Annotated in this window: 28 protein-coding genes (1 of these 28 only partly in view); 7 read left to right on the plus strand and 21 right to left on the minus strand. The window is 36.0% G+C overall.

What is annotated here, in order from left to right:
• Positions 1–7: 7 nt before the first annotated feature.
• The 5 genes from EGX70_RS05785 to EGX70_RS05805 all read right to left on the minus strand — a co-directional run bounded on the left by EGX70_RS05785 (position 8) and on the right by EGX70_RS05805 (position 3923).
• The gene (locus EGX70_RS05785; RefSeq protein WP_000043146.1) at positions 8–529 is read right to left on the minus strand and encodes a GNAT family N-acetyltransferase; all 522 of its coding nucleotides are present in this window, start codon (positions 527–529) and stop codon (positions 8–10) included.
• Positions 522–965, minus strand: a complete 444-nt coding sequence (gene tsaE / locus EGX70_RS05790) for a tRNA (adenosine(37)-N6)-threonylcarbamoyltransferase complex ATPase subunit type 1 TsaE (RefSeq protein WP_000500161.1) — start codon at positions 963–965, stop codon at positions 522–524. Before tsaE ends, EGX70_RS05785 begins: the two co-directional genes overlap by 8 nt.
• Positions 966–1113: 148 nt before the next feature.
• Positions 1114–2535 carry an NCS2 family permease gene (locus EGX70_RS05795; protein WP_000410400.1) on the minus strand — a complete coding sequence of 474 codons (1422 nt, stop codon included), beginning with the start codon at positions 2533–2535 and terminating at the stop codon, positions 1114–1116.
• A gap of 102 nt (positions 2536–2637) precedes the next feature.
• Entirely contained in the window at positions 2638–3249 is a 612-nt protein-coding gene (locus tag EGX70_RS05800; RefSeq protein WP_000865226.1) for a DUF1361 domain-containing protein, read from the minus strand.
• An 89-nt stretch (positions 3250–3338) separates the two neighbouring features.
• Positions 3339–3923 carry a hypothetical protein gene (locus tag EGX70_RS05805; protein WP_000734042.1) on the minus strand — a complete coding sequence of 195 codons (585 nt, stop codon included), beginning with the start codon at positions 3921–3923 and terminating at the stop codon, positions 3339–3341.
• A gap of 88 nt (positions 3924–4011) precedes the next feature.
• On the opposite strand from EGX70_RS05805, the gene EGX70_RS05810 reads away from it, so the two are divergent.
• From EGX70_RS05810 to EGX70_RS05835, 5 genes are all read left to right on the plus strand, one after another.
• Positions 4012–4824, plus strand: a complete 813-nt coding sequence (locus EGX70_RS05810) for a Cof-type HAD-IIB family hydrolase (protein WP_000162325.1) — start codon at positions 4012–4014, stop codon at positions 4822–4824.
• A gap of 301 nt (positions 4825–5125) precedes the next feature.
• Positions 5126–6136 carry a PTS sugar transporter subunit IIB gene (locus EGX70_RS05820; protein ID WP_000511101.1) on the plus strand — a complete coding sequence of 337 codons (1011 nt, stop codon included), beginning with the start codon at positions 5126–5128 and terminating at the stop codon, positions 6134–6136.
• A gap of 32 nt (positions 6137–6168) precedes the next feature.
• Positions 6169–6981 carry a PTS mannose/fructose/sorbose transporter subunit IIC gene (locus tag EGX70_RS05825; protein ID WP_000763690.1) on the plus strand — a complete coding sequence of 271 codons (813 nt, stop codon included), beginning with the start codon at positions 6169–6171 and terminating at the stop codon, positions 6979–6981.
• A gap of 14 nt (positions 6982–6995) precedes the next feature.
• Positions 6996–7907, plus strand: coding sequence for a PTS system mannose/fructose/sorbose family transporter subunit IID (locus EGX70_RS05830; protein WP_000139227.1), 912 nt, complete (start codon positions 6996–6998; stop codon positions 7905–7907).
• A gap of 118 nt (positions 7908–8025) precedes the next feature.
• The gene (locus tag EGX70_RS05835) at positions 8026–8388 is read left to right on the plus strand and encodes a DUF956 family protein (protein WP_000079341.1); all 363 of its coding nucleotides are present in this window, start codon (positions 8026–8028) and stop codon (positions 8386–8388) included.
• Positions 8389–8425: 37 nt separating this feature from the next.
• On the opposite strand, the gene EGX70_RS05840 is transcribed toward EGX70_RS05835, so the two are convergent.
• Positions 8426–9418, minus strand: coding sequence for an acyltransferase family protein (locus tag EGX70_RS05840; protein WP_000480862.1), 993 nt, complete (start codon positions 9416–9418; stop codon positions 8426–8428).
• 365 nt (positions 9419–9783) lie between these two features.
• Between EGX70_RS05840 and serS the strand changes: the two genes are divergently transcribed.
• Positions 9784–11061, plus strand: coding sequence for a serine--tRNA ligase (gene serS, locus EGX70_RS05845; protein ID WP_000886193.1), 1278 nt, complete (start codon positions 9784–9786; stop codon positions 11059–11061).
• Between the two features lie 45 nt (positions 11062–11106).
• On the opposite strand, the gene EGX70_RS05850 is transcribed toward serS, so the two are convergent.
• The 15 genes from EGX70_RS05850 to EGX70_RS05925 form a co-directional block, all read right to left on the minus strand.
• Entirely contained in the window at positions 11107–11739 is a 633-nt protein-coding gene (locus tag EGX70_RS05850; RefSeq protein ID WP_000284171.1) for a hypothetical protein, read from the minus strand.
• Between the two features lie 469 nt (positions 11740–12208).
• Positions 12209–12982: an acetyl-CoA carboxylase carboxyl transferase subunit alpha gene (locus EGX70_RS05855; protein WP_001058274.1), complete on the minus strand. Its 774-nt coding sequence runs from the start codon at positions 12980–12982 to the stop codon at positions 12209–12211.
• Positions 12975–13850: an acetyl-CoA carboxylase, carboxyltransferase subunit beta gene (gene accD / locus EGX70_RS05860; RefSeq protein WP_001173385.1), complete on the minus strand. Its 876-nt coding sequence runs from the start codon at positions 13848–13850 to the stop codon at positions 12975–12977. Before accD ends, EGX70_RS05855 begins: the two co-directional genes overlap by 8 nt.
• A gap of 8 nt (positions 13851–13858) precedes the next feature.
• On the minus strand, positions 13859–15229 hold the full coding sequence (gene accC / locus EGX70_RS05865) for an acetyl-CoA carboxylase biotin carboxylase subunit (protein ID WP_000473511.1): 1371 nt from the start codon (positions 15227–15229) through the stop codon (positions 13859–13861).
• A gap of 37 nt (positions 15230–15266) precedes the next feature.
• Complete coding sequence (gene fabZ / locus EGX70_RS05870; RefSeq protein WP_000565430.1) at positions 15267–15689, minus strand: 3-hydroxyacyl-ACP dehydratase FabZ; 423 nt, start codon at positions 15687–15689, stop codon at positions 15267–15269.
• On the minus strand, positions 15686–16186 hold the full coding sequence (accB, locus tag EGX70_RS05875; protein ID WP_000354298.1) for an acetyl-CoA carboxylase biotin carboxyl carrier protein: 501 nt from the start codon (positions 16184–16186) through the stop codon (positions 15686–15688). Before accB ends, fabZ begins: the two co-directional genes overlap by 4 nt.
• A 1-nt stretch (position 16187) precedes the next feature.
• The gene (fabF, locus tag EGX70_RS05880) at positions 16188–17420 is read right to left on the minus strand and encodes a beta-ketoacyl-ACP synthase II (protein ID WP_000175071.1); all 1233 of its coding nucleotides are present in this window, start codon (positions 17418–17420) and stop codon (positions 16188–16190) included.
• Positions 17421–17435: 15 nt separating this feature from the next.
• Positions 17436–18170 carry a 3-oxoacyl-[acyl-carrier-protein] reductase gene (gene fabG, locus EGX70_RS05885; RefSeq protein WP_001176108.1) on the minus strand — a complete coding sequence of 245 codons (735 nt, stop codon included), beginning with the start codon at positions 18168–18170 and terminating at the stop codon, positions 17436–17438.
• Positions 18171–18178: 8 nt separating this feature from the next.
• Positions 18179–19105 carry an ACP S-malonyltransferase gene (gene fabD, locus EGX70_RS05890; RefSeq protein WP_001044779.1) on the minus strand — a complete coding sequence of 309 codons (927 nt, stop codon included), beginning with the start codon at positions 19103–19105 and terminating at the stop codon, positions 18179–18181.
• A 19-nt stretch (positions 19106–19124) separates the two neighbouring features.
• A complete protein-coding gene (fabK, locus tag EGX70_RS05895) occupies positions 19125–20084 on the minus strand; it encodes an enoyl-[acyl-carrier-protein] reductase FabK (RefSeq protein WP_000857467.1) in 960 nt (319 codons plus the stop codon).
• Between the two features lie 154 nt (positions 20085–20238).
• Positions 20239–20463, minus strand: coding sequence for an acyl carrier protein (locus EGX70_RS05900; RefSeq protein ID WP_000257836.1), 225 nt, complete (start codon positions 20461–20463; stop codon positions 20239–20241).
• Positions 20464–20520: 57 nt separating this feature from the next.
• A complete protein-coding gene (locus EGX70_RS05905) occupies positions 20521–21492 on the minus strand; it encodes a beta-ketoacyl-ACP synthase III (protein ID WP_000230695.1) in 972 nt (323 codons plus the stop codon).
• Complete coding sequence (locus EGX70_RS05910; protein ID WP_000455488.1) at positions 21492–21926, minus strand: MarR family winged helix-turn-helix transcriptional regulator; 435 nt, start codon at positions 21924–21926, stop codon at positions 21492–21494. The genes EGX70_RS05905 and EGX70_RS05910 overlap by 1 nt, the downstream gene beginning before the upstream one ends.
• A 95-nt stretch (positions 21927–22021) precedes the next feature.
• A complete protein-coding gene (locus EGX70_RS05915; protein ID WP_000667365.1) occupies positions 22022–22813 on the minus strand; it encodes an enoyl-CoA hydratase in 792 nt (263 codons plus the stop codon).
• A 136-nt stretch (positions 22814–22949) separates the two neighbouring features.
• Positions 22950–23612, minus strand: a complete 663-nt coding sequence (locus EGX70_RS05925) for an HAD family phosphatase (protein ID WP_000335410.1) — start codon at positions 23610–23612, stop codon at positions 22950–22952.
• A gap of 93 nt (positions 23613–23705) precedes the next feature.
• Here EGX70_RS05925 and EGX70_RS05930 point away from each other — a divergent pair, with 93 nt between their 5' ends.
• Positions 23706–24724 carry the 5' portion of an aspartate kinase gene (locus EGX70_RS05930; RefSeq protein ID WP_000869695.1) on the plus strand. Its footprint extends 334 nt past the window's final position, so the window shows 1019 of its 1353 coding nt (coding positions 1–1019); its start codon is at positions 23706–23708; its stop codon lies beyond the right edge, outside the window.

Genomic DNA, 24724 nt, shown 5'->3' on the forward strand with positions numbered 1-24724 from the left:
TATATTCCTAATCTATCAACTTACTCATTCTGTAAATGTCTAGAAATTCTCCATTTTCTCTTTTAATACCTCTTGTTTGAAGCCCATCTATTTCAAAACCGAATTTTTGGTAGAGGTGAATAGCACGTTCATTACGTCCTTGGACTGATAGTTCTAAGCGGCGTGTAATATCGTTATCTGACGCCCATTCTATTGCTTCTTCCATGAGAATATGACCAATACCATATCCCCAATAATCCTTCTGAACGGCAATAAAAAGATCCCCAACGTGTTCAATTTCAATATCAGACTGACTAATGATTGTTATCAAGCCGATCACTTTATTTTTTAATTTAGCAATCAAACAAATGCAATTTTTCGTCATTAAGGTATTTTCAATAAACGTTTCCATTTCTGACAAAGATAGTTGATTGCTCACCGTATGCAAAATAAAATCTGTTTCCTCAGTAACAGTATTTAAAAATTCAAGGATCGCAGATGCTTCCTCTCTCGAAGCTTCTATAAAATCAACAGCAAATTGTTTAGACATCTTGAATCGCCTCAATAATTTCTCTTGCGCGATGCCCATAAGCTTCTAACTGAACCTGACGTCCTTGATTGCTCCTCGTAATAACAATTTCTAAGTAGTTATTGATAAGGTTATCACTAAGCAACTCTCCCCATTCAATAACTGTTACTCCTTGACCAAACAAGAAGTCATCTAAGTCAATAGAATCAGGATCATCTCCAATACGATAAACATCCAAATGGTAAAGTGGTACACGCCCTTCATATTCTCTAACAATAGTGTAAGTTGGGCTCTTAATCATTTGTTTTATGTCTAATCCCTTTGCAATACCTTTTGTAAGAGTTGTTTTGCCTGCACCTAAATTACCAGTCAATAATACGATATCTCCTGACTTTAAAACAGTACCCAGTTTTTGCCCTAGGGCAATAAGCTCTTCTTCATTTTGAGTATAAAACATAGAGATATTATACCAGAAATATCTCTGTCTTCCAACAGTTTGCTGATTCTGACAGCCCCATAGCATATATTTCTTCACTTTTCTTAAGAAAAAAGGAAACCAGGCTACAAATCTGATTTCCTTTTATCTTATTTATCAAACTATAATATTACAAAATAGCCAAGCTGATAAAGTTTAGAATAAATAATATATCTAAAATCCACAGTACCACATGAATATCTTTTGCTTGTCCTTTGATGACTTTAGCTAGTGTATAGGTCAAGAAACCAGCTGCAATACCATAAGTAATGCTATAAGTAAACCCCATAAAAAGAGAAGTAAAGAAAGCTGGGATAGCTTCTGACATATCATCCCATTTGATATCTTTTAAATTTGAAAGCATCATAATACCAACAATAACCAATATTGGTGCAGTAGCTTGACTCGGAACGATAGATACTAGTGGACTAAAAAAACTAGATATAGCAAACAAACCAGCAACTACTAAGGCTGTCAATCCTGTACGACCACCAGCTCCGATTCCTGCTGCTGACTCAACATAGGTTGTAACGTTAGATGTTCCACAAATAGCACCAAAAGTTGTCCCAATTAAGTCTGAATAGAGTGCTTTGTCTAAACTCTTAGATTCATGATTATCACCAGTCGTTGCTAAGATACCAACTTTTTCTCCGGTACCAATGAGCGTTCCAATGGTATCAAAAATATCAGTCAGTGAAAAAGCAAGAATGGCCATTAATACACTTGGTAGACGTGAAGGATTAGAAAATAAAGAAATTAATCCTTTCTCTCCTAATGCAACTCCAAATACTTGCTTCAAATCTCTAAAAGAGGCCGAGAGGTTAGTTGCTTCCCAATTAATAGCATCTAACTTAACCACTCCCATTAAAATACCTAAGAGGGTCGTTGTTAATATCGATAGAATAATCCCTCCACGGATACCCTTTACAATAAAGAAGATGGTAATGCTTAAACCAATCAAAGATAATAAAATGGCTGGATTATCAAACGACACTAGCCCTGGCGTTGCTGAAGAATTTGCTGTAATAGTAGCCAATCCTTTCGCAGCACCCTTTCCAACAACATCATACGTCCCAGGATCAATTGAAAATTTCAAAAAACCAGCATTTTTAATCCCAACGTATGCTAAAAAAGTTCCGATTCCTGCTGTAATGGCTGATTTTAAAGTTGTTGGGATAGACTCAATAATCATCTTTCTAACTTTCGTTAAAGTAATAATCAGAGAAATCAAACCACAAATAAATACCATAGCTAAGGCTTCTTGCCATGTATATCCCAATGCAAAGACAACTGTATATGTAAAGAAAGCATTTAATCCCATCCCAGGAGCTTGTGCATAGGGAAGGTTAGCATAGAAAGCCATAACAGATGTAGCTACAACGGCACCAATAATCGTCGCTAAGAAAACTCCTTGTGCTGGCATCCCAGTCTGAGATAAAATAGCTGGATTTACAAACAAAATGTACGACATTGCAAAGAAAGTCGTTAGACCAGCAGTGATTTCAGTCCGAATTGTCGTCCCGTGTTCCTTTAGCTTAAAAAACTTTTCCATTTTAAAATCGGATTCTCCTTTATTTTTTGCTATTTTACACTTTTAAAAAAATTAATCGTTCTTATATTTACGAACGACTAATATATATTAACAAAAAATAATTCACTTTTCAAGCTTTTTCCCTGCAGAATAATCCATAAAAATAAGACACAATACCTGTAAAAATGTAAATCCTAAAATAAAGTGGAATGAATCCCTACTCGGAACCGCTAAAAGTTCGTTAATTACCACTTGTGGCTTCGTTAAGATATCCCATGAATTTAGACGGGCATAACGACCAATATGAATACCAAAACTTGAAACAAATGATACAATTCCAATAATTCCCCATCTTAAAAATATATTGCTAATTCTAAATTTACGCATAATCACAGAAAAACTTTCGATACCTGATAAAAAACCAAACAAGATACTAGATACATACAAGATATAAAGTATTAAATTTGTCTTATTATAAAGAACGTCTCCGACAAAATGCATATGAATGATATCCGTCAACATATAAAAGGTATTAGGATAGAAAAAAAACCAAGCAAGTGCAAAAAGACCGATAAGAATTTTTTTCTTAAATAAACTAGTAAGGTATGCAAAATCTAACGCTATTAGGGCTAGAGTCATATTCCAAATCAAATTTGGTCCCTGCAAATGATAATATTTAATCCCAAAAGAAATAACAATAAAAAATAGATGTATCGCAAATAGTTTTACTTTCATTCTAACCTCCAATTAATATCTCATTATACAACATATTATTAAATTAAGGTTAAATAAACTTCAAACCTAAAAGACTAACCCTGTTGTGGTTAGTCTTCCATTAATATTCCCCAAAGTAATAATTGTACTAAAAAAAGGCAAGACAAGGCTTTAAAATCAAGGTTAGCCATATTAGTCTGTATTCCATTAAAAAATGCTGACGGATTTAAAATGATTCCTTCTAAACCTAATGATCCTGATTTTTCTAAGCAAAAGGCAAAACTACTAAAAAGCATTACAGGTATAACAGTTGCTAATTGATACCTTTTACTAATATCATATGCATTTACCAATAGCTTCAAGCTTAGTAAAGCTGAAGAGATAATAAAAAGAATTGCAAGAAGGTATGCCATATATTGCATAAAGTGATTAGACTGCCAAATGTCTTTTGTTGACCACTCTAAGCTCACCAAACTAAGAAAAATCCCTAAACTCTGTGGGTAAAAAAATAAAAGACCTAAACTTGCTAAAAGACGAATAAAAATATTACGACTATAATAAGCAATGAATCCCATCTCTAACGACAAGACTGATGCCAATAGAATTACCATCAAATGATCAATTTTTACATGATAATACCATATCCCTAAAATACTGACTATGGCAAAAAGATGACTCCAAATTAACTTTTTCATAATCCACCAACTTCCATATTTCCACAGTTATTATATCATATTTCTACTGTCTCTTTTTATTGAAATCTATTTTTGATATAATGTCAGCATGACAAAGAAAATTATCGCCGTAGATTTAGACGGTACTCTATTACATAATAATAACACTATTTCTGACTACACCGCTGATACACTTCGAAAAGTTCAAGCTCAAGGACACAAAGTAATTATTACAACCGGACGCCCATACCGTATGGCACTCGCTCATTATTTACGCCTAGATTTAAAAACACCAATGATAAATTTTAATGGTGCTTTAACTCATATCCCCGAAAAAAAGTGGGCGTTTGAGCGTAGTGCAACGATTGATAAAAAATTACTCCTTGAAACCTTAAATTTATCAGATGCTATCCAAGCCGATTTTATTGCTAGCGAATACCGTAAAAATTTTTACATTACTATGGATAATCGTGATAAAATTAACCCACAATTATTCGGTGTCAATGAAATTACTGATAAAATGGCATTAGATGTTACTAAAATCACACGCAATCCAAATGCTCTATTGATGCAAACACGTCATAAAGATAAGTATGAGTTAGCTAAAGAGTTACGACAACATTTTAATCACGAACTAGAAGTAGATTCTTGGGGTGGTCCATTGAATATACTCGAATTTTCACCTAAAGGTGTTAACAAAGCTTATGCTCTCAAACATTTATTAAAATCACTCAATTTTTCACAAGAAAATTTGATTGCCTTTGGAGATGAACACAATGACACCGAGATGCTGGCCTTTGCACATACAGGATATGCTATGAAAAATGCTAATCCAACTCTACTTCCATATGCCGACCAACAAATCCAATGGACAAACGAAGAAGATGGTGTTGCTAAAACTCTAGAAAAATTATTATTGTAGTATTTTCCAAAATGATCTCTATTGAAACAGAATTCTAATAGAAATCGTTTTTTAGGTTTTCTACTATATTATTAACAAAAAAAGTTACCACTCTCTTCCCCTATTATAAAAGGTATTTGTGAAAAAAATATCTTTTTTTTAAATTTTATTAGAAATAGTATTGATTTTTTTCTGAAAACGTTTTAAAATATATCTGTTCTATAATTTCGTTGAAATGAAAAAGAATGGCCAATTTTACGATTGGAAGGAGATTATTCTTCTTTATGTCAACGAAAAAATTTTTTAAGGAGGAAGAACAAGAATGGGTATCGGTATTATTATTGCCAGCCATGGTAAATTTGCTGAAGGTATTCATCAATCAGGTTCAATGATCTTTGGTGAACAAGAAAAAGTTCAAGTTGTAACTTTCATGCCAAATGAAGGACCAGATGATTTGTATGGACACTTCAACAATGCTATCGCACAATTTGATGCTGATGATGAGGTGCTTGTGTTAGCTGACCTTTGGAGTGGGTCACCATTTAACCAAGCAAGCCGTGTTATGGGAGAAAATCCTGAACGTAAAATGGCTATCATCACTGGTCTCAATTTGCCAATGCTTATCCAAGCCTATACTGAGCGTATGATGGACGCTAATGCAGGTGTTGAACAAGTTGCCGCAAATATTATTAAAGAGTCTAAGGAAGGTATCAAAGCCCTTCCAGAAGAACTTAATCCTGTTGTAGAAGCTACTCCTGTAGCAGGTGTTCCTGCAGATGTTCCTGCGGAAGTTAAACAAAGTGGATCTATCCCTGAAGGAACTGTTATTGGAGATGGCAAGCTTAAAATTAATCTTGCTCGTATTGACACACGTCTTTTACATGGTCAAGTTGCAACTGCATGGACTCCAGCATCAAAAGCAAACCGTATTATCGTTGCTTCTGATGAAGTTTCTAAAGATGAACTTCGTAAACAATTGATTAAGCAAGCTGCTCCTGGAGGAGTCAAAGCAAACGTTGTCCCAATTAGTAAATTAATTGAAGTAGCTAAAGACCCACGTTTCGGAAACACACGTGCCTTGATCTTATTTGAAACTGTACAAGATGCACTCCGTGCAATTGAAGGTGGTGTGGAAATCCCTGAATTGAACGTTGGTTCAATGGCTCACTCAACTGGTAAAACAATGGTAAACAACGTTCTTTCAATGGATAAAGACGATGTTGCTGCCTTTGAAAAATTACGTGACTTAGGTGTATCATTTGATGTACGTAAAGTACCAAATGACGCTAAAAAGAATTTGTTTGATTTAATCAACAAAGCAAACGTAAAATAACTTATTATCTCTGAAAACGAAAGGATATCAAAATGGCGGATATTTCAATTATCTCAATGATTTTGGTCGTTATCGTTGCCTTCTTTGCTGGTCTTGAAGGTATCCTCGACCAATTCCAAATCCATCAACCTCTTGTTGCTTGTACTTTAATCGGTCTTGTAACTGGTCACCTCGAAGCGGGTATTATTCTTGGTGGTAGTCTCCAAATGATTGCTCTTGCTTGGGCAAATATCGGAGCTGCCGTAGCACCAGACGCTGCACTTGCCTCTGTTGCTGCTGCTATTATTTTGGTTAAAAGTGGTGACTTCACTCAAAAAGGTATCAACTTTGCCTTCTCTACTGCTGTACCTCTAGCTATTGCTGGACTTTTCCTTACAATGATTGTTCGTACAATCTCAACTGCACTTGTTCACGCTGGTGACAAAGCTGCTTCTGAAGGAAACTTCGCAGCAATTGAACGTTTTCACTTTATCGCCCTCCTTCTCCAAGGATTACGTATTGCATTCCCAGCTGCGCTTCTTTTAGCTATTCCATCTTCTTCAGTACAAAGTATTCTTGAAGCAATGCCTGATTGGTTAAATGGTGGTATGCAAGTTGGTGGTGCCATGGTTGTTGCCGTTGGTTACGCTATGGTTATCAATATGATGGCTACTCGCGAAGTTTGGCCTTTCTTTGCTCTTGGATTTGCTCTAGCAGCTTTGAACCAGTTAACTCTTATTGCAATGGGTACTATTGGTGTTGCTATCGCCCTCATCTACATCAGTTTATCAAAAATGGGTGGAAGCAAAGGTACTTCTAACGCAGGTTCTAACGATCCTATCGGCGATATCTTAGAGGACTACTAGAAAGGAGCTAAACAATGACTGAACAAATTAAATTATCAAAATCAGATCGTCAAAAAGTTTGGTGGCGTTCACAATTCCTTCAAGGTTCTTGGAACTATGAGCGTATGCAAAATATGGGGTGGGCCTATGCTCTTATCCCAGCATTGAAAAAACTTTACACTACTAAAGAAGATCGTGCTGCTGCGCTTGAGCGCCATATGGAATTCTTTAACACACATCCATACGTTGCTGCTCCAATTATCGGTGTAACCCTTGCTCTTGAGGAAGAAAAAGCAAGCGGTACACCTGTCGAAGACAAAGCAATTCAAGGGGTTAAAATCGGTATGATGGGACCTCTTGCTGGTATTGGTGATCCAGTATTCTGGTTTACTGTACGTCCTATCTTAGGTGCTCTTGGTGCTTCACTTGCCTCTGCTGGTAATATCCTCGGACCAATCATCTTCTTTGTTGGTTGGAACCTCATTCGTATGTCATTCTTATGGTACACACAAGAGTTAGGTTACAAATCAGGTAAAGAAATTACTAAAGATATGTCTGGTGGTATCCTCCAAGATATTACTAAAGGTGCTTCAATCCTTGGTATGTTCATCCTTGCTGTCCTTGTTAAGCGTTGGGTAGCAATTAACTTTACTGTAGACCTTCCTAAAAAGACATTGTCAGAAGGGGCATACATCAATTTCCCTAAAGACCATGTTAGTGGACAACAATTGCATGATATCCTAGGACAAGTTCAGAGTGGCTTAAGCCTTGATAAAATGCAACCACAAACACTTCAAGGACAACTTGACTCACTTATTCCTGGTTTAGCTGGATTACTTCTTACATTCTTCTGTATGTGGTTACTTAAGAAGAAAGTATCACCAATTACAATTATCATCGGTTTGTTTATCGTTGGTATTCTAGCTCGCCTTGCAGGTGTGATGTAATAAAACTAAGAGATGGTTACAATAGTATTCCATCTCTTATATTTTATTACATAAAATCCACTTAGAGTCCCACTATTATGATATAATCAAACTACTATAAATTAAAAAGGGATTAGTCATGGCACAATCATTAAACAAAACTGTTGAATTTCAAACAACAGGAGTTTCGTATTTAGGTATGGGGAATAAAGTTGGAAAATTTTTAGTTGGTGACCAGGCATTAGAATTCTATAACGATAAAAATGTCAACGACTATATTCAAATTCCATGGACATCAATCAATCAAATTGGAGCTAATGTTAGTCGAAAAAAAATTAGTCGTCACTTTGAGGTCTTTACAGACCAAGGAAAATTTTTATTCGCCTCTAAAGACTCTGGAACGATATTAAAGCATGCGAGACGACATATTGGAGACGATAAAGTTGTTAAGCTTCCTACCCTCATCCAGACCATTTTAAAAATATTCAAGTTTAAAAAATAAGATAGACTATAGTCTATCTTATTTTTTAACTCTAATATTAATATGGGAACTTGTCATCAAACCATCTCAAAAAGTTAGAAAAATGGATTGCTTTAAATATTCGTAATCTAATACGTTCTACAATAAAAGCCAACAAATAAATTAAAATCCCTGCTCCTAAAATTAAAAATGGGTAAAGATAAATGGACTCATAAACAAACGTCTCTGCAAAATCTCTTACAAAATATTTTACTATTAGTGGGTGGAGATGACAGAGATAAACTCCCAAGGTTGAAGGGGCTAATACAACAATTATTTTCTTTAAGAATCCCGAGGGCTTAATGCTTGCTCTAGCAAATAATATAAACAAACTTACCGCCCCTAAAGTTAAAGTAGGCGAAACATACCAATACCAAATATCACCAACGCTAAACTTCATGGCATAAGTAGCAACCAATGATAATAGATAAATTATAAGTAAATATGACGTTTTAAATATATTTAAATCAATACGTTTCAAATAGGCACCAATAATATATAAAATCAGTAGCCAAGTCATTTCAAAACCCTTGCTCAATGAAAATTCTGGAACACGATTATTTAAAACAGCTGGTAAAATTGAAAAAATAATAAACATTAACAAAACCAATTGTTTTAATTGTTTATCAGTCAAGGCATTTAATCCATTATTAATAACAGGCATAAAAACCAATAGACCAAAGTAAGCAGTAATGTACCAATACTGCCCACTGACAATAGGGAAAAAAGCATCTCTCCAATTAAGCAAGGTCACTTCATGACCTGTGATTGCAAAAAGTGCTGTTATTGTAAAGGTGTAGAAAAAAACCTGTGCCCAGATAGACAGTAATTTTGAGTAACGATAACGCGAATTAATTCCCACATAACCACTTATTAGTGCGTAACAGTTAACGGCCCCATAAACTAAGACTTGGATAATCCACGTTACTATAAAATAGGAGTCTGCGTGTCCCTCAACCGAAGATCTCAGACCACCTTTTCCAAGAACATGCGTAATAACAATCATGAACATGGAAATAATCCTTAAAAGGTCTAAGCCGTAATGACGACCTGATTGTTTAATACTTGTATACTTTTCCATAATCATATTTTAGCATAGCTATTTCACTAAAACAAAGAGCAGGCTTATAAAGTTAAGGTTTACATTTTACTTATTTTTGGATATAATAACCTTAACGGATAAGTAGTATAATAGTTCTTTTCAGAGAGTCTGCGGTCGTTGCGAGCAGATAAGATTGTTTTATGAAATTCTACCGTGTTCCATTTATGGGAAATAATTTAATCAATCAATCAAGTGCACTTCTGTGAAGCTGGATGGAACCGCGCCTTTGCGCTCCAGCATGACAGGGTGTTTTTTAGTATAAAGGAGATTCCTATATGTTAGACTTAAAACGTATTCGTACAGATTTTGATGTTGTCGCTAAAAAATTGGCCACGCGTGGTGTTGACCAAGAAACATTAACAACCCTTAAAGAACTTGATATAAAACGCCGTGAACTACTTATCAAAGCTGAAGAGGCGAAAGCGCAACGTAATGTTGCTTCTGCTGCCATTGCTCAAGCAAAACGAAATAAAGAGAATGCAGACGAGCAAATCGCAGCTATGCAAACACTTTCCGCTGATATCAAAGCAATTGATGCGGAATTGGCAGATGTGGATGCTAATTTACAATCAATGGTGACCGTACTTCCTAATACACCAGCTGATGATGTGCCGCTTGGAGCAGACGAGGATGAAAATGTTGAAGTTCGTCGCTGGGGAACTCCTCGTGAATTTGATTTTGAGACCAAAGCTCACTGGGATTTAGGTGAAAGCCTTGGAATTCTCGATTGGGAACGTGGTGCAAAAGTTACTGGCTCTCGCTTCCTCTTCTACAAAGGTCTAGGTGCTCGTTTAGAGCGTGCTATCTACAGCTTCATGCTGGATGAACACGCTAAGGAGGGGTACACTGAAGTGATCCCTCCTTATATGGTTAACCACGATTCAATGTTCGGTACGGGACAATATCCAAAGTTCAAGGAAGATACTTTCGAATTAGCAGATAGCCCATTCGTACTTATCCCAACAGCTGAAGTTCCTTTAACAAACTATTATCGTGATGAAATTATCGATGGGAAAGAATTACCTATATACTTTACTGCCATGAGTCCATCATTCCGTTCAGAAGCAGGCTCTGCAGGACGTGACACACGTGGATTAATTCGCCTTCATCAATTCCATAAAGTAGAAATGGTGAAATTTGCCAAGCCTGAGGAATCATACCAAGAATTAGAAAAAATGACAGCAAATGCTGAAAATATTCTTCAAAAACTTAATCTCCCATACCGTGTCATTACCTTGTGTACAGGAGATATGGGATTCTCAGCAGCTAAAACGTATGACTTAGAGGTATGGATTCCCGCTCAAAATACTTATCGAGAAATTTCTTCATGTTCTAATACTGAAGATTTCCAAGCACGTCGTGCTCAAATTCGTTACCGTGACGAAGTTGATGGCAAAGTTAGGTTGCTTCATACTTTAAATGGTTCAGGACTTGCAGTTGGACGTACTGTAGCAGCAATCCTCGAAAATTATCAAAATGAAGATGGTTCTGTGACTATCCCAGAAGTTCTTCGTCCATATATGGGTAATATCGATATTATTAAACCAAATTAGGCACTCTAAAATGAGTTGGTATACCAACTCATTTTTTCTATGAACTTAGCTAATAGTTTGACAAACTTGATAGTAAGGTAACACTTTCTCAAAGCCTTCTAACAATCGTTGCAGAATATTTTCTAAGCTCTGGTTTTCAGTCAAAAGAACGTCATATTTTACCAATACTTTCCTTACCTTCCCTGACTTAATTTCTTGCATTAAACGTTGACGATTTTCCTCATTGCCTTCTTCTCGATGAGTTTCACCTTGCCTTTGGACCATAAAATACAATGGAGAGGCAATCGGAATCGATAACACTCTAGCCTGCTTCTCGAGTGTCTTATCAGATTTTTGCCTCTCTACAAAGCTTACCTCAAGGCTAACCCCAAAACTATCTTTTACACCATAAACCCTTAGCGCAACAGCCACATCATCTAATTGGTCTGTATCCTTTCGATAATAAACCCAAAAATGTGGACGCCCTACTTGAGCTTGATTAGCCCAATTACTCACTCTTTGCATTTTAAAGCCATCCATACGTTGTTCTAAGGCTCTTGATAACTCTGTAAAGCTATTCCTAGCAAGTTGGCCCTTTGCCTTAAAAGTTTGCATATCGTCCTTTAAAGGGCCTGCCTTCTCAGGCATAATATACTTCATTGATTGGAATTCTAAATAATCATTTAATTCTTGATACATTCTTTTTCTCCATGTAAACAATAGTTAAGTTTTCACGATTATATATATCTATACATACTTTCAAGTTCTTTTAAAGTATTTCTAGCGAAGCCTCGTTGCTAGAAACAAGGTCTAATCGCAATTATAACTAACCAAGCTTTACTTTCTTCATCACTTAATGGAACTCTTTAAAAACCAATCTTTTCATAGCCTTCTAAAATCTAATAATAGCTATTTTTTCTAGAAAATTTCTCTTCAATAACAGATAGAGTCTCAAGTTAAGGAGAGCCTAAATAATGGTACTTAGAATAAAGTGTTCGAAATGACTCTTTCTGAAAATTTTGGATTAGACTACAATCTAAAAATTGGCTAATGCTAGTGTCATTGATATATCTCCTTTTTATCAATTATAACAAAATATGAAACTATAACTATGATAATACCTTGAAAAACTAAATATAGGCTGAGTAAATAACTCAGCCTTTTTCTATTAATATTTTCTAAAACGTTGGTAACGTTGTTCCAATAAATCCTCAAGAGATAATTGTGAGAGCACTTCTAACTCTGAAATTAAACTTGTCTTAATCATATCGACAATCTCACTTGAAAAATAACCATGTTCAGGGATTACTTTGTCTACAACTTCCATATGGTAAAGTTCTCCAGCAGTCATCTTCATTAATTGTGCTGCTTCTGTTGTTCTTGTACCATCTTTCCATAAAATAGAGGCAAAGCCCTCAGGACTTAAAATAGAATAAACAGTATGTTCCAACATCCAAACCTTATCGGCAACAGCTAAAGCTAATGCTCCTCCAGAACCCCCTTCACCAATAATAATAGCTATAATAGGGACTTTTAAATCACTCATTTCTAAGAGGTTTCTAGCAATTGCTTCACCCTGACCTCGCTCCTCAGCACCTACCCCAGGATATGCTCCAGCAGTATTGATGAAGGTTATAACAGGTCTTCCAAACTTCTCAGCTTGTTTCATTAAACGTAAAGCCTTACGATAACCTTCAGGATGTGGTTGACCAAAATGACGGTCTAAATTATCTTGAAGGTTCTTACCTTTTTGAATACCGACAATCGTCACAGGACGCCCTGCCAAGTACCCCAAACCTCCTATAATTGATTTGTCATCTGCGAACTGGCGATCACCATGAAGTTCCATAAAATTATCAAAAATCAATTCAGCGTAGTCAAGAGCAGTTAGCCTCCCTTGATCACGCGCATCTTTTAAAATTCTTGTCACATCATTATTCATGACCAACCTCATTTCCATGGAAAGCAATTAGTTGAGCAATGCAGTCGCGTAATTCTGTTCGATTTATAATAGCATCGACAAAACCATGTTCTAACAAAAACTCTGCCTTTTGAAAGCCTTCAGGTAAATCTTCTCTCACTGTTGTTTCGATAACACGACGACCAGCAAAACCAACCAACGCTTGTGGCTCAGCCAGAATAATATCACCTTCCATAGCAAAACTCGCAGTAACGCCGCCGGTTGTTGGGTCTGTTAAAATTGTTAAATAAAACAATCCCTGGTTAGAATGGCGTTTAACTGCTGCCGATACTTTTGCCATTTGCATCAAACTCATAATACCTTCTTGCATTCTGGCGCCCCCTGACGCTGTAAAAATAACAATAGGTAATTTCTTTTCAGTTGCTAGCTCAAATAATCTTGTCAACTTTTCGCCTACGACCGTTCCCATAGACGCCATTATAAAATGAGAATCCATAATAGCTAAGGCCGTAGTTTGTCCTTTTATTTTAGCTAAACCTGTCACCACCGCTTCATCTAAGTTAGTCTTTTGACGTGTAGCAGCCAGTTTTTCACGGTAGTTTGGAAAATTCAAAGGATCCTTAGTTTCAATTCCTGTAAATAATTCCTCAAAACTATCTTCGTCAACTGTTAGCAACAGACGTTCTTGCGCTGAAATTCTAAAGTTGTAAGAACAAGCTGGACAAATCTTTGCTAATCCTAAATCTTTCTGATAAATCATATGTTTACAAGAAGGACACTTAGCAAAGAGTTCATCAGGAACCTCAGGAAGACTACGTTTATCAGAAGACCCTAATGCTTTGTTTGGACTAATACGGATATATTTATCCTTTTTACTAAATAAAGCCATCTTCCCTCCTATTGATTGTTACCATAATACCTTGGTAAAAAGTCTTCCATCAGGAATGAAGTATCATAATCCCCAGCCAAGACTTTTTTATCAGAAATGAGATCCATTTGAAATTCTGTATTTGTTACAATACCATCAATTTCAAGCTCATATAAGGCACGTTGCATTTTCATAAGTGCATCAAAACGATTTTCTCCGTGAACAATTACTTTCGCAATCATACTATCGTAATAAGGAGGAATAGTGTAGCCTGTGTAAACCGCTGAATCGACACGTAAGCCCATACCGCCAGCAGGTAGATGTAACCCATTAATGGTACCTGGACATGGCGCAAAATTAAATTGTGGATTCTCTGCGTTAATACGACATTCAATCGCATGACCAGTTAACTTAATATCATTTTGAGAAACTGATAAAGGAATTCCAGCAGCGATACGAATCTGCTCTTTAACGATGTCAACACCCGTTACAAATTCTGTAACAGGGTGTTCTACTTGAACACGAGTATTCATTTCCATGAAATAGAACTGTCCGCTATTCTCATCTAACAAAAACTCAATTGTTCCTGCATTTTCATAAGATACAGCCTCAGCTGCACGAACAGCTGCTTCACCAATTTGTTGACGCAGAGTGTTACCTATTGCCACAGACGGACTTTCTTCCAATACCTTCTGATTGTTACGCTGCAGAGAACAATCACGTTCTCCTAGGTGAACTATCTTACCAAAGCTATCTCCAAGTATTTGTACTTCAATATGTCTAGCTGGGTATATAACTTTTTCAATATACATAGCACCATTACCGAACGCAGCCAAAGCCTCCTGTGAAGCAGACTCAAAAGCAGGCTTCAATTCATCTGCTGATTTGACCTTCCTAATTCCTTTTCCACCGCCACCGGCTGAGGCTTTTAACATCAATGGATAGCCGATTTCCTCAGCAATTGATACAGCTTCTTCTACACTTGTAACTTGACCATCTGATCCTGGGATAACCGGAACATCAGCTTTTATCATCTCTGTACGAGCATTGATTTTATCACCCATTTTATCCATAACTTCTCCAGATGGACCAATGAATTTTAAGTTCATCTCTTCACACATAGTAGCAAATTTAGAATTTTCACTCAAAAAACCAAAACCTGGATGAACAGCTTCCGCTCCAGTCACAATAGCAGCAGATAATATAGCATTAACGTTTAAATAAGATTCTGCTGATTTGGCTGGTCCAACACAAATAGCTTCATCTGCTAAAATTGTGTGCAATGATTCCTTGTCAGCCTCCGAATAGATAGCAACTGTCGAAATTCCCATTTCACGGGCTGCACGAATGATACGTACTGCAATTTCTCCGCGATTAGCAATCAATATTTTCTTAAACATTTTTGATGCTTCTCTCCCTCTAAATTCAATACTATCTTCAATTGCCTATTGCAAATGTTAACGTTCCACTGGCAGCTAATTTCCCATCAACTTCTGCTATTGCTTCAACAACGGCTATAGTTCCTCTACGTTTGACAAACTTAGCAGTCATAACTAATTGATCTCCTGGAACAACTTGCTTTTTAAATTTCACTTTATCCATACCTGCATAAAAAACAAGCTTTCCTTTGTTTTCTTCTTTAGATAATTCTAAAACACCTGCAGTTTGAGCCAAAGCTTCCATAATTAAAACGCCTGGCATTACAGGATATTCTGGAAAATGACCATTGAAAAAAGGCTCATTGATACTAACATTTTTGATAGCGACTATCTCATCTTCTGATACCTCTAAAACACGATCCACTAATAACATTGGATAGCGGTGAGGTAAAGCCTCACGAATTTCTTTTATATCAATCATTTGATTCGTACCAATCCTTTACCAAATTCAATAACTTCTTCATTGGCTACAAGAATTTCAGTAACTACACCATCATGGGGGGCAGGCACTTCATTCATCACCTTCATTGCCTCAATAATCATCAAAGTTTGTCCCTTCTTCACGCTATCACCTACTGAAACAAAGTTAGGTTTATCTGGTCCAGAAGCTAAATAAGCAACCCCAACTAAAGGACTTTCGACAACGTCACCTTCTGCAACAGTCACAGTCGACTCTGGGATTTCTGAAACTACTTCAGTAGCTTGTTTCGTTTGCTCACCTGCTTCATTAGAGACAGGAGTTGCTATAGTTGGAGTCGCTTCAGGTTGATGACTCATAGGAGACATAGTTGGGACAAGTGGAGCTTTTCCCTCATTTTTACTAAAAGACAGCTCACCGTCACTTGTTTTGAATGAAAATTCTCTCAGACTTGACTCATCAAATTGAGTCATTAAATCCTTAATCTCTTGAATATCCAATTTAATCCTCCCAGCGTTTGAAGGCCAGAACTGCATTGTGTCCTCCAAAACCAAATGTATTTGAAATGGCATAACGAATATCAGCGTCTTGCCCTTGACCAAAAATAACATTCGCTGTAATATCTTCTGATAATTCTGTCGTTCCAGCAGTCATTGGAACATAACTATGACGTATCGCTTCAATAGTTGCAATTGCCTCAACAGCTCCCGCGGCACCCAAAAGATGACCAGTAAAAGATTTAGTCGAAGAAACTGGAACGTCTGTCCCAAGTGCAGCAACAATAGCTTGACTCTCTCCTTTTTCGTTAGCAGGTGTTGAAGTTCCATGAGCATTTACATAGTTAACTTCTTCAGGTTTAATATTAGCTTCAACCAGTGCAAGTTGAATAGCTTTAGTGGCTCCTAAACCTTCTGGATGTGGTGAAGTCATATGATATGCGTCACAAGTGTTACCATAACCAACAACTTCTGCAAGAATAGTAGCTCTTCGTTTTTCAGCGTGTTCTAAACTTTCTAAGACCAACATTCCAGAACCTTCTCCCATGATAAATCCATTGCGATCTTTATCAAATGGAATAGATGCTCTTGATGGATCTTCAGTTGTTGATAATGCTGTAAGACTTTGGAATCCAGCAATGGCAAATTTTGTAATAGCAGCTTCTGCACCACCGACTACCATAATATCTTGAATACCAAATTTTATATTACGGAAAGCATCTCCAATAGCATCATTAGAAGAAGCACAAGCTGTATTAATTGATTTACATACACCATGAGCGCCTAACCTCATCGCAACATTTCCAGCTGCCATATTTGGTAGAGCTTTTGGAAGCGTCATTGGTTTTACGCGTTTTGGCCCTTTTTCATGAAGACGAATCACTTGTTCTTCAATCTCTTGAATCCCTCCAATACCTGATGCAACGATGACACCAAATCGATCTGCATCAATTTCATCTAAATTTAAATTAGCATGTTGAATAGCTTCACTTGAAGCATATAAGGCATAAAGGGAATACATATCAAATCTGTTCAGATCTTTTTTGACAAAATATTTATCAAATGGAAAATCATGAATTTCAGCAGCATTTTTGACCATGAAATCACTTGAATCAAATTTAGTGATAGGTCCAATACCAACATTTCCTTCTTTAAGACTATTCCAAAATTCTTCTGGTGTGTTTCCAATAGGTGAGGTTACACCGTAACCTGTTACTACTACTCGCTGTAATGTCATATTATTTCCTCTTTATCATTGCATCGTCATACCGCCATCAATGGCAATAACTTGTCCTGTAAGGTATTCTTGTTCTGCTAAGAAAGACGCTACCTGCGCTACTTCTTTACCTTTTCCAATACGTTTCATTGGAATTTGAGCTAAAATAGCTTCTTGCATTTTTTCTGGGATAACATCTGTCATATCAGATTCGATAAAGCCTGGAGCAATGGCATTGACACGAATGCCTCGTGCTGCTACTTCTCTGGCAACTGATTTTGTAAAGCCAATTAAACCTGCTTTAGAGGCTGCGTAATTAGCTTGCCCTACATTTCCAGTTAATCCAACGACGCTAGAGATATTAATAATAGCACCTTGACGCGCTTTTGTCATCGGTTTCAAGACTGATTGTGTCATATTAAATGCACCTGTTAAATTAATTTTAAGAACGCTCTCAAAATCTTCAACAGTCATTTTAAGCATCAATTTATCATTAGTAATACCAGCGTTGTTAACGAGCACATCCACACTACCTAGACTTGCAATAGCTTCTTTAATCATGCGATTAGCATCTTCAAAAGAAGAAACATCTCCTGAAATAGCAATAACTTTTACACCATAATCAGCAAATTCAGCTATTAAGTCTTCTGATATTTCAGAACGTCCATTTAAAACAATATTAGCACCTAATTGTGCAAATTGATGGGCAATTGCAAGGCCGATTCCTCTACTTGAACCCGTAATAAAAATGTTCTTATCTTTTAATTGCATATTTTCCCCTAGTTTAATTCCTTAAGATTATTAAATCCAATTTTATCTTCAACAGAATGTACTGATAATGAGCTATCTATTTTTTTCAAGAAACCTGAGAGTACCTTCCCTGGACCAATTTCAACAACCTGTGTCATTCCCATTTTTTTCATGGTTTCAATAGACTCATCAAAGCGTACAGGTTCCATAACTTGGCGTGCCAATAAAGATTTGATATCGTCTTTTTTCATTATCTGCGCCTCTGTATTTCCAATTACAGGGATTTCAGAAACTGAAAAATGAACTTTATCTAAAACATCGCTCAATTTCTGACTTGCAGGTTTCAATAAAGCAGTGTGAAAAGGACCTGAAACATTCAGAGGAATTAAACGTTTTACTCCTTGTTGTTTTAATTCTTCTACAGCTGCATTTACAGCGATTGACTCTCCCCCTATAACAATTTGCTTTGGAGTATTATAATTTGCAGGACTAACAATACCAAACTGAGAAGCCTTCTTACAAGCATCTTCAATTATTTGACGATCAGCATTTAAAACTGCTACCATTTTGCCACTACCAGCAGGTGCTGCTGCTTCCATTAGTTGGCCTCGTCTAGCAACAAGTACTACAGCATCTTCAAATCTTATAGCACCTGAAGCAACTAAAGCACTGTATTCTCCCAAAGAAAGTCCTGCAACCATATCTGGTCTAAGTTCAATTTCTTTAAGAATTAAACGATAAATAGCAGTCGAAGTCGTTAGAATAGCTGGTTGCGTATATTTCGTCTGATTTAATTTGTCTAAGTCTTTATCAATCAATTCTCTCAAATCATATCCTAAAACATGACTTGCCTTATCAAAAGTTTCTTTAACAATCGGGAAAGTTTCATATAAATCTCTAGCCATTCCTAACTTTTGAGCACCTTGACCAGCAAATAGAAATGCAACTTTATTCATAGTGTCTCCTTATTTGTATTTATAAATCTGACCAGCGGCTTGCCTCAGAAAGAATAACTTGACGCGCTCCTGAATAAATATCTTCAAGAATCTCTTGACAAGTCTCTTCTGATTTAATTAATCCTGCAATTTGTCCTGCCATAACTGAACCATTAATAACATCCCCATCAACAACTGCATTGCGAAGAGCTCCCGCTCCTAATTCTTCAATCTCATTGATTGAAATACGGCCAGCTAAATAATCTTTTTCTGCTTGGCTATAGGTTGTTACTAGTTTATTTTTTAAGGCACGAACTGGATGACCTACTACCTGAGCAGAAACAGCAGTGTCGATATCTTTTGCTTTTAAGATTTTTGCTTTGTAATTAGGGTGAGCATTAGATTCTTTAGCAACAACAAAACGAGTTCCTACCTGAACAGCATCAGCTCCTAACATGAAACCCGCAGCAGCCCCACGCCCATCTGCTATACCACCTGCGGCAATGACTGGAATTGTAACAGCATCAACAACCTGTCGTACTAATGTCATCGTGGTCAGTTTTCCGATGTGACCACCCGCTTCCATTCCTTCTGTAATGATAGCATCAGCCCCTAATTTCTCCATACGTTTTGCTAATGCAACACTAGGAACAACAGGGATTACTGTTATACCTGCTTCATGAAAGCGCTCCATGTACTTACCAGGATTACCTGCACCCGTCGTTACAACTTTTACACCTTCTTCAATAACCAAATCAACAATATCATCTACAAAAGGTGATAAAAGCATAATATTCACACCAAAGGGTTTATCAGTCATAGATTTTATTTTATCAATATTTGCTTTGACAACCTCTTTAGGGGCATTTCCTCCACCAATAATACCTAGACCACCTGCCTTAGAAACTGCTCCTGCAAGATCTCCATCAGCGACCCACGCCATACCCCCTTGAAAAATTGGATATTTTATATTTAGTAATTCTGTTATACGTGTTTTCATTTTTCTTTCCTAAAATTAATAATTTGACAATCAAACTATATTGATAAGAAGAAGAGTGAGTACCGATCAACGATTGATTGAATACTCACTCTAATAAGTGATTTGGTAAGAATATCTTTTATTATCACTTGCTTCTTTTTTTCTTACGACTTAATTATTTTACTTTTTCTTCAACATAAGCAACTAAATCACCAACAGTATTTAGTCCTTCTTCTGTCTCAATTTGGATATCAAATGCATCTTCAATTTCTGAAATCACTTGGAAAACATCAAGCGAATCAGCATCAAGATCGTCAAAAGTAGTGTTCAACGTTACTTCTTCTGCATCTTTACCAAGTTCTTCAACAATAATTTCTTGTACTTTTTCAAATACTGCCATTTTTAGCTCCTTAAATTTTAAATAATCTTTTATAAATGTGCTATGCACTATATATAACTAAATTTTAACAATTAGACTTCCCCATGTCAAACCTCCACCGAAACCCGATAAGAGGATTGTTTGGTTACCATCTAGTTTCAACAAACCGTTCTCATAAGATTCTGAAAGTAAAATAGGGATACTAGCTGCACTAGTATTACCATAATCCATCATATTCTCTGGAAATTTATCACGTGCTATATCAATTTTTCGAGACATCTTATCTAAAATCCTTCGATTCGCTTGGTGTAAGAAAAGATAATCAATATCTTCTTTTTCCAAATAAGATGTTTCTATAAGATGATTGATACTTTTTGAAACTTCTTTGATAGCAAAATCAAAGATTGCTCTACCATCCATTTTCAAAAATTTATCATCAAGTACTTCATCTGAGAAAGGTGAATTTAACCCGACTTGACTGGATTGAAGTCCCTGACGACTACCATCTGTATTGAGAGACTCTGCAAGAAAATGTTTTTCCTTAGAAGCTTCTAGCAAGACACCTCCAGCTCCATCTCCAAATAAAACTGCTGTCCCTCTATCAGTCCAGTCTAATACTTTAGAAACAGTTTCTGCTCCTATTACTAAACCTTTTTGATAGCTACCTGATGATATCAATTTTTCGGCGGTAGACAAGGCAAAAACAAAACCACTACATGCTGCACTCAAGTCAAAGGCAAAAGCATTACTCGCTCCAATATGAGCTTGCACTCTTGCAGCAGTAGAAGGCATCATAGAGTCTGGTGTCATCGTTGCAACAATAATAAAGTCAATTTGACTAGCGGAATAACCGGATTTTTCAATAAGTTGTTCTGCGACCTTATTTGCCAAATCAGCTGTTGTTTCATTTTTACTAATATGACGTTGTTTTATACCAGTACGTGACGAAATCCAGTCATCACTGGTATCCATGATTAATGATAAATCCTCATTTTTAATAATTTGAGAAGGTGCATAATGTGCAAGTTGACTAATTTTAGCAAAAACCACTAGACTAAGTCCTCCAAAAATTTATGAAGATTCCCTAAAGCGCTCGTCAACATTTTTATGTCTTCTTCACCTAGGTCTTCAATAATATGAGATACCATAGATTTATGAAATTTACTATGCAATCGATCTAATAACCTACCTCTCTTAGTAAGACTCAAGTGAACAACTCGACGATCAATACTTGACCGTTTACGCTCAATGTAGCCTTTTTTTTCTAACTTATTAAGGCTGGTTGTTACAGTTCCCAAAGTTAACATTAATTCTCGAGCGACATCGCTAGGAGTTACCTCAGAATGTTTCCCAATAATTTCAATAGTATGCATTTCTTTTAAAGATACATCGCTAAATTGGCTAGTCTTTAAACTCATTTCCTCAATAATCATGATTCTATTAAAAATGTCAACTAAATAACTATTAATCTGATCGTATTCCAAGATATCACCACCTCACATTAAACTTTGATAATCAAATTATATCAAAGTTCAAACTTATTTGCAAGACTTTAATCTTAAATAATTTGATTTTCAAACTATTTGCCTAAAAAATTAGGACGCCTTCTATCAGCGTGTGCCCGAACACCTTCTTTAAAATCTTGCTTAAAGGCTAATGATTCTTGCAGTTGTAATTCAAGCTTTTTATATTGTTCCCAATCTTTAAAAGCAGCTTCCCAAGCTAATGATTTTATGGCTTGATATGAGTTTATAGAATGTCTACTTAAACGCTTTAATAGTTGATCCTTAATTTTACCTATTTTATCTGATTCACAAAGTTTATAAACAATTCCCAAAGCTTCAGCTTTTTCAGCAGATAAGCTTTCTCCAGTTAAAGCTAGTTGCACTGCACGAGTTATACCGATTGATTTACTAAGTAACAATAAACCTCCTGCATCTGGAGCTAAACCGACACCCACAAAAGCCTGGATAAATTTACTCTTCTTGCTTGCGATAACAAAATCAGCTGCTAATGCAATATTAGCTGCGGCACCAGCTACAGCCCCATCTACACACATAACAACAGGTTTCTCTAGCTGTAGTAAATCATACGATATCTGATTAACTAACTCAGCAATTTTAGTTAATGAGCTAATATCATCGCTCTCAACAGCAGCTTTCATCACTTTTAAATCTCCTCCGATTGAAAAGATTGGTCCTTGTGCTTCAATCACTAAAAACATGACATCTTTATTTTCAGACACAAGCCTTATTGCATCAATAATTTCTTGACACATTGGGATGTTAAAACCATTTGAAATATCTGGTCGATTAAGCATAATAGTGGCCACGTTGCCATCAATACCATATATTATATTTTCGAACTTCAAAATGTCTCCTCTCTTTAAGAGTGAAAGAAAAATTAAAAATAATTTGATTATCAAATTATCATGCTTTGTATTTTATCATAAACCTAGCTTTCATGGCAAGATAAAAAATTAAAAAACGGAATTAAACTTCCCGTTTTTAATAGTTATCTAATTTCACAAAAAATTGACTCAGATCGCTCACTAATACATTAGCCTGCGACTGATTCATTCCAAAGTATTTATCTTCAATAGCCCACACATCAATACCGGCTGCAATACCGGCTGCAATACCAGCTGTAATCCCCTTCTCACTGTCTTCTACAATAAGAATTTGCTGTTTAGGAATATCTAAAAGTTCTGCTGCTCTATTATAAATAGCTGGATTAGGTTTACTTTCTGAAAATTCCTCACCAGACAGAATTACCTTAAAATATGTATCCAGATTAAAACTTTCTAATGCTAACATGATATCATGTCTAGTAGAACTTGAAGCTAGACCCAAAAGATAGCCTTTGTGATGAAGCTTTTCAATGACTCTTTTACAATCCTGAAAAATTAAATCTTTGTATGGCAAGGGATTATCCTCTTTATAGCGACTATAATCTTGTTGGAGCTTATCAATATCCCAGGTATCATATTGATCACCTAAAACAGATTTCCAAACCTGCTTCATATTTCCTCCAATAAAAAAATTCATTGGTAAATGGTCAATTGTAATTCCATGTTGTTTTAAAAAACGCTCTCGCCTTTTATAATAAAATAATTCAGTGTCAAATAGAACACCATCCATATCAAATATTATTGCTTTATATTTACACATGTAACTATTATATCATTCTTTTAAATTTAGAGGTAATGACAAATTTTCTGACTTTTGTTATAATTTATCTAAAATTCATTCTTGAGGTAACCTATGAAAGTAGTCAAATTTGGAGGAAGTTCTTTAGCATCTTCCCAACAATTATACAAAGTACTAAATATTATCAAATCAGACTACACTAGACGGTTTGTTGTCGTTTCAGCTCCAGGGAAACGCTACGAAGAAGACTTAAAAATGACAGATGCTTTGATACAATATTATCAAAATTATATTAACGGTAAAGATATTGTTAAAGACCAAACTTGGATTATCAATCGTTATCAAGAAATTATTAGTGATTTGTCTTTAGGAAGCACTATTGCAGAAGAAATTACTCGCTCTATAGAGCAGCTAGCTTCACTTCCCATAGAAAATAATCAGTTTTTATATGATTGTTTTTTAGCAGCCGGTGAAGATAACAACGCAAAGTTAGTTGCAACGTTTTTTAATCAAAATGACATTCCTGCAAGATATGTTCATCCAAACGAAGCAGGAATTATTGTAACTAAAGAACCATGTAATGCACGAATTATTCCAGGAAGTTATGATAAGATTGAGAACTTATGTCTATACAATGAGGTTCTTGTTATCCCTGGATTTTTTGGAGTCACAGAAGATAACCAAATTTGTACCTTTTCAAGAGGGGGATCTGACATTACTGGATCCCTAATTGCAGCAGGCATAAAAGCAGACCTTTATGAGAACTTCACAGATGTTGATGGTATATTTGCAGCACATCCAGGTGTAGTTAAGAACCCTCACGCTATCCCTGAGCTTACTTATAAAGAAATGCGTGAATTAGCCTATGCGGGTTTTTCGGTTTTACATGATGAAGCTTTACTTCCTGCCTATCGTGGCAGAATCCCTCTTGTTATTAAAAATACAAATAATCCCCAACAGCCTGGTACAAAAATAGTTTTAAAGCATACTCGTAGTAACATAGCAGTAACTGGGATCGCTTCTGATAGCCGTTTTGCTAGCATAAACGTATCTAAATACTTAATGAATAGAGAAGTAGGTTTCGGCCGAAAAGTACTACAAATTTTAGAGGATTTAAATATTAGTTTTGAACA

The organism is Streptococcus sp. FDAARGOS_522, from assembly GCF_003812445.1.
Taxonomy (GTDB): Bacteria; Bacillota; Bacilli; order Lactobacillales; family Streptococcaceae; genus Streptococcus; species Streptococcus agalactiae.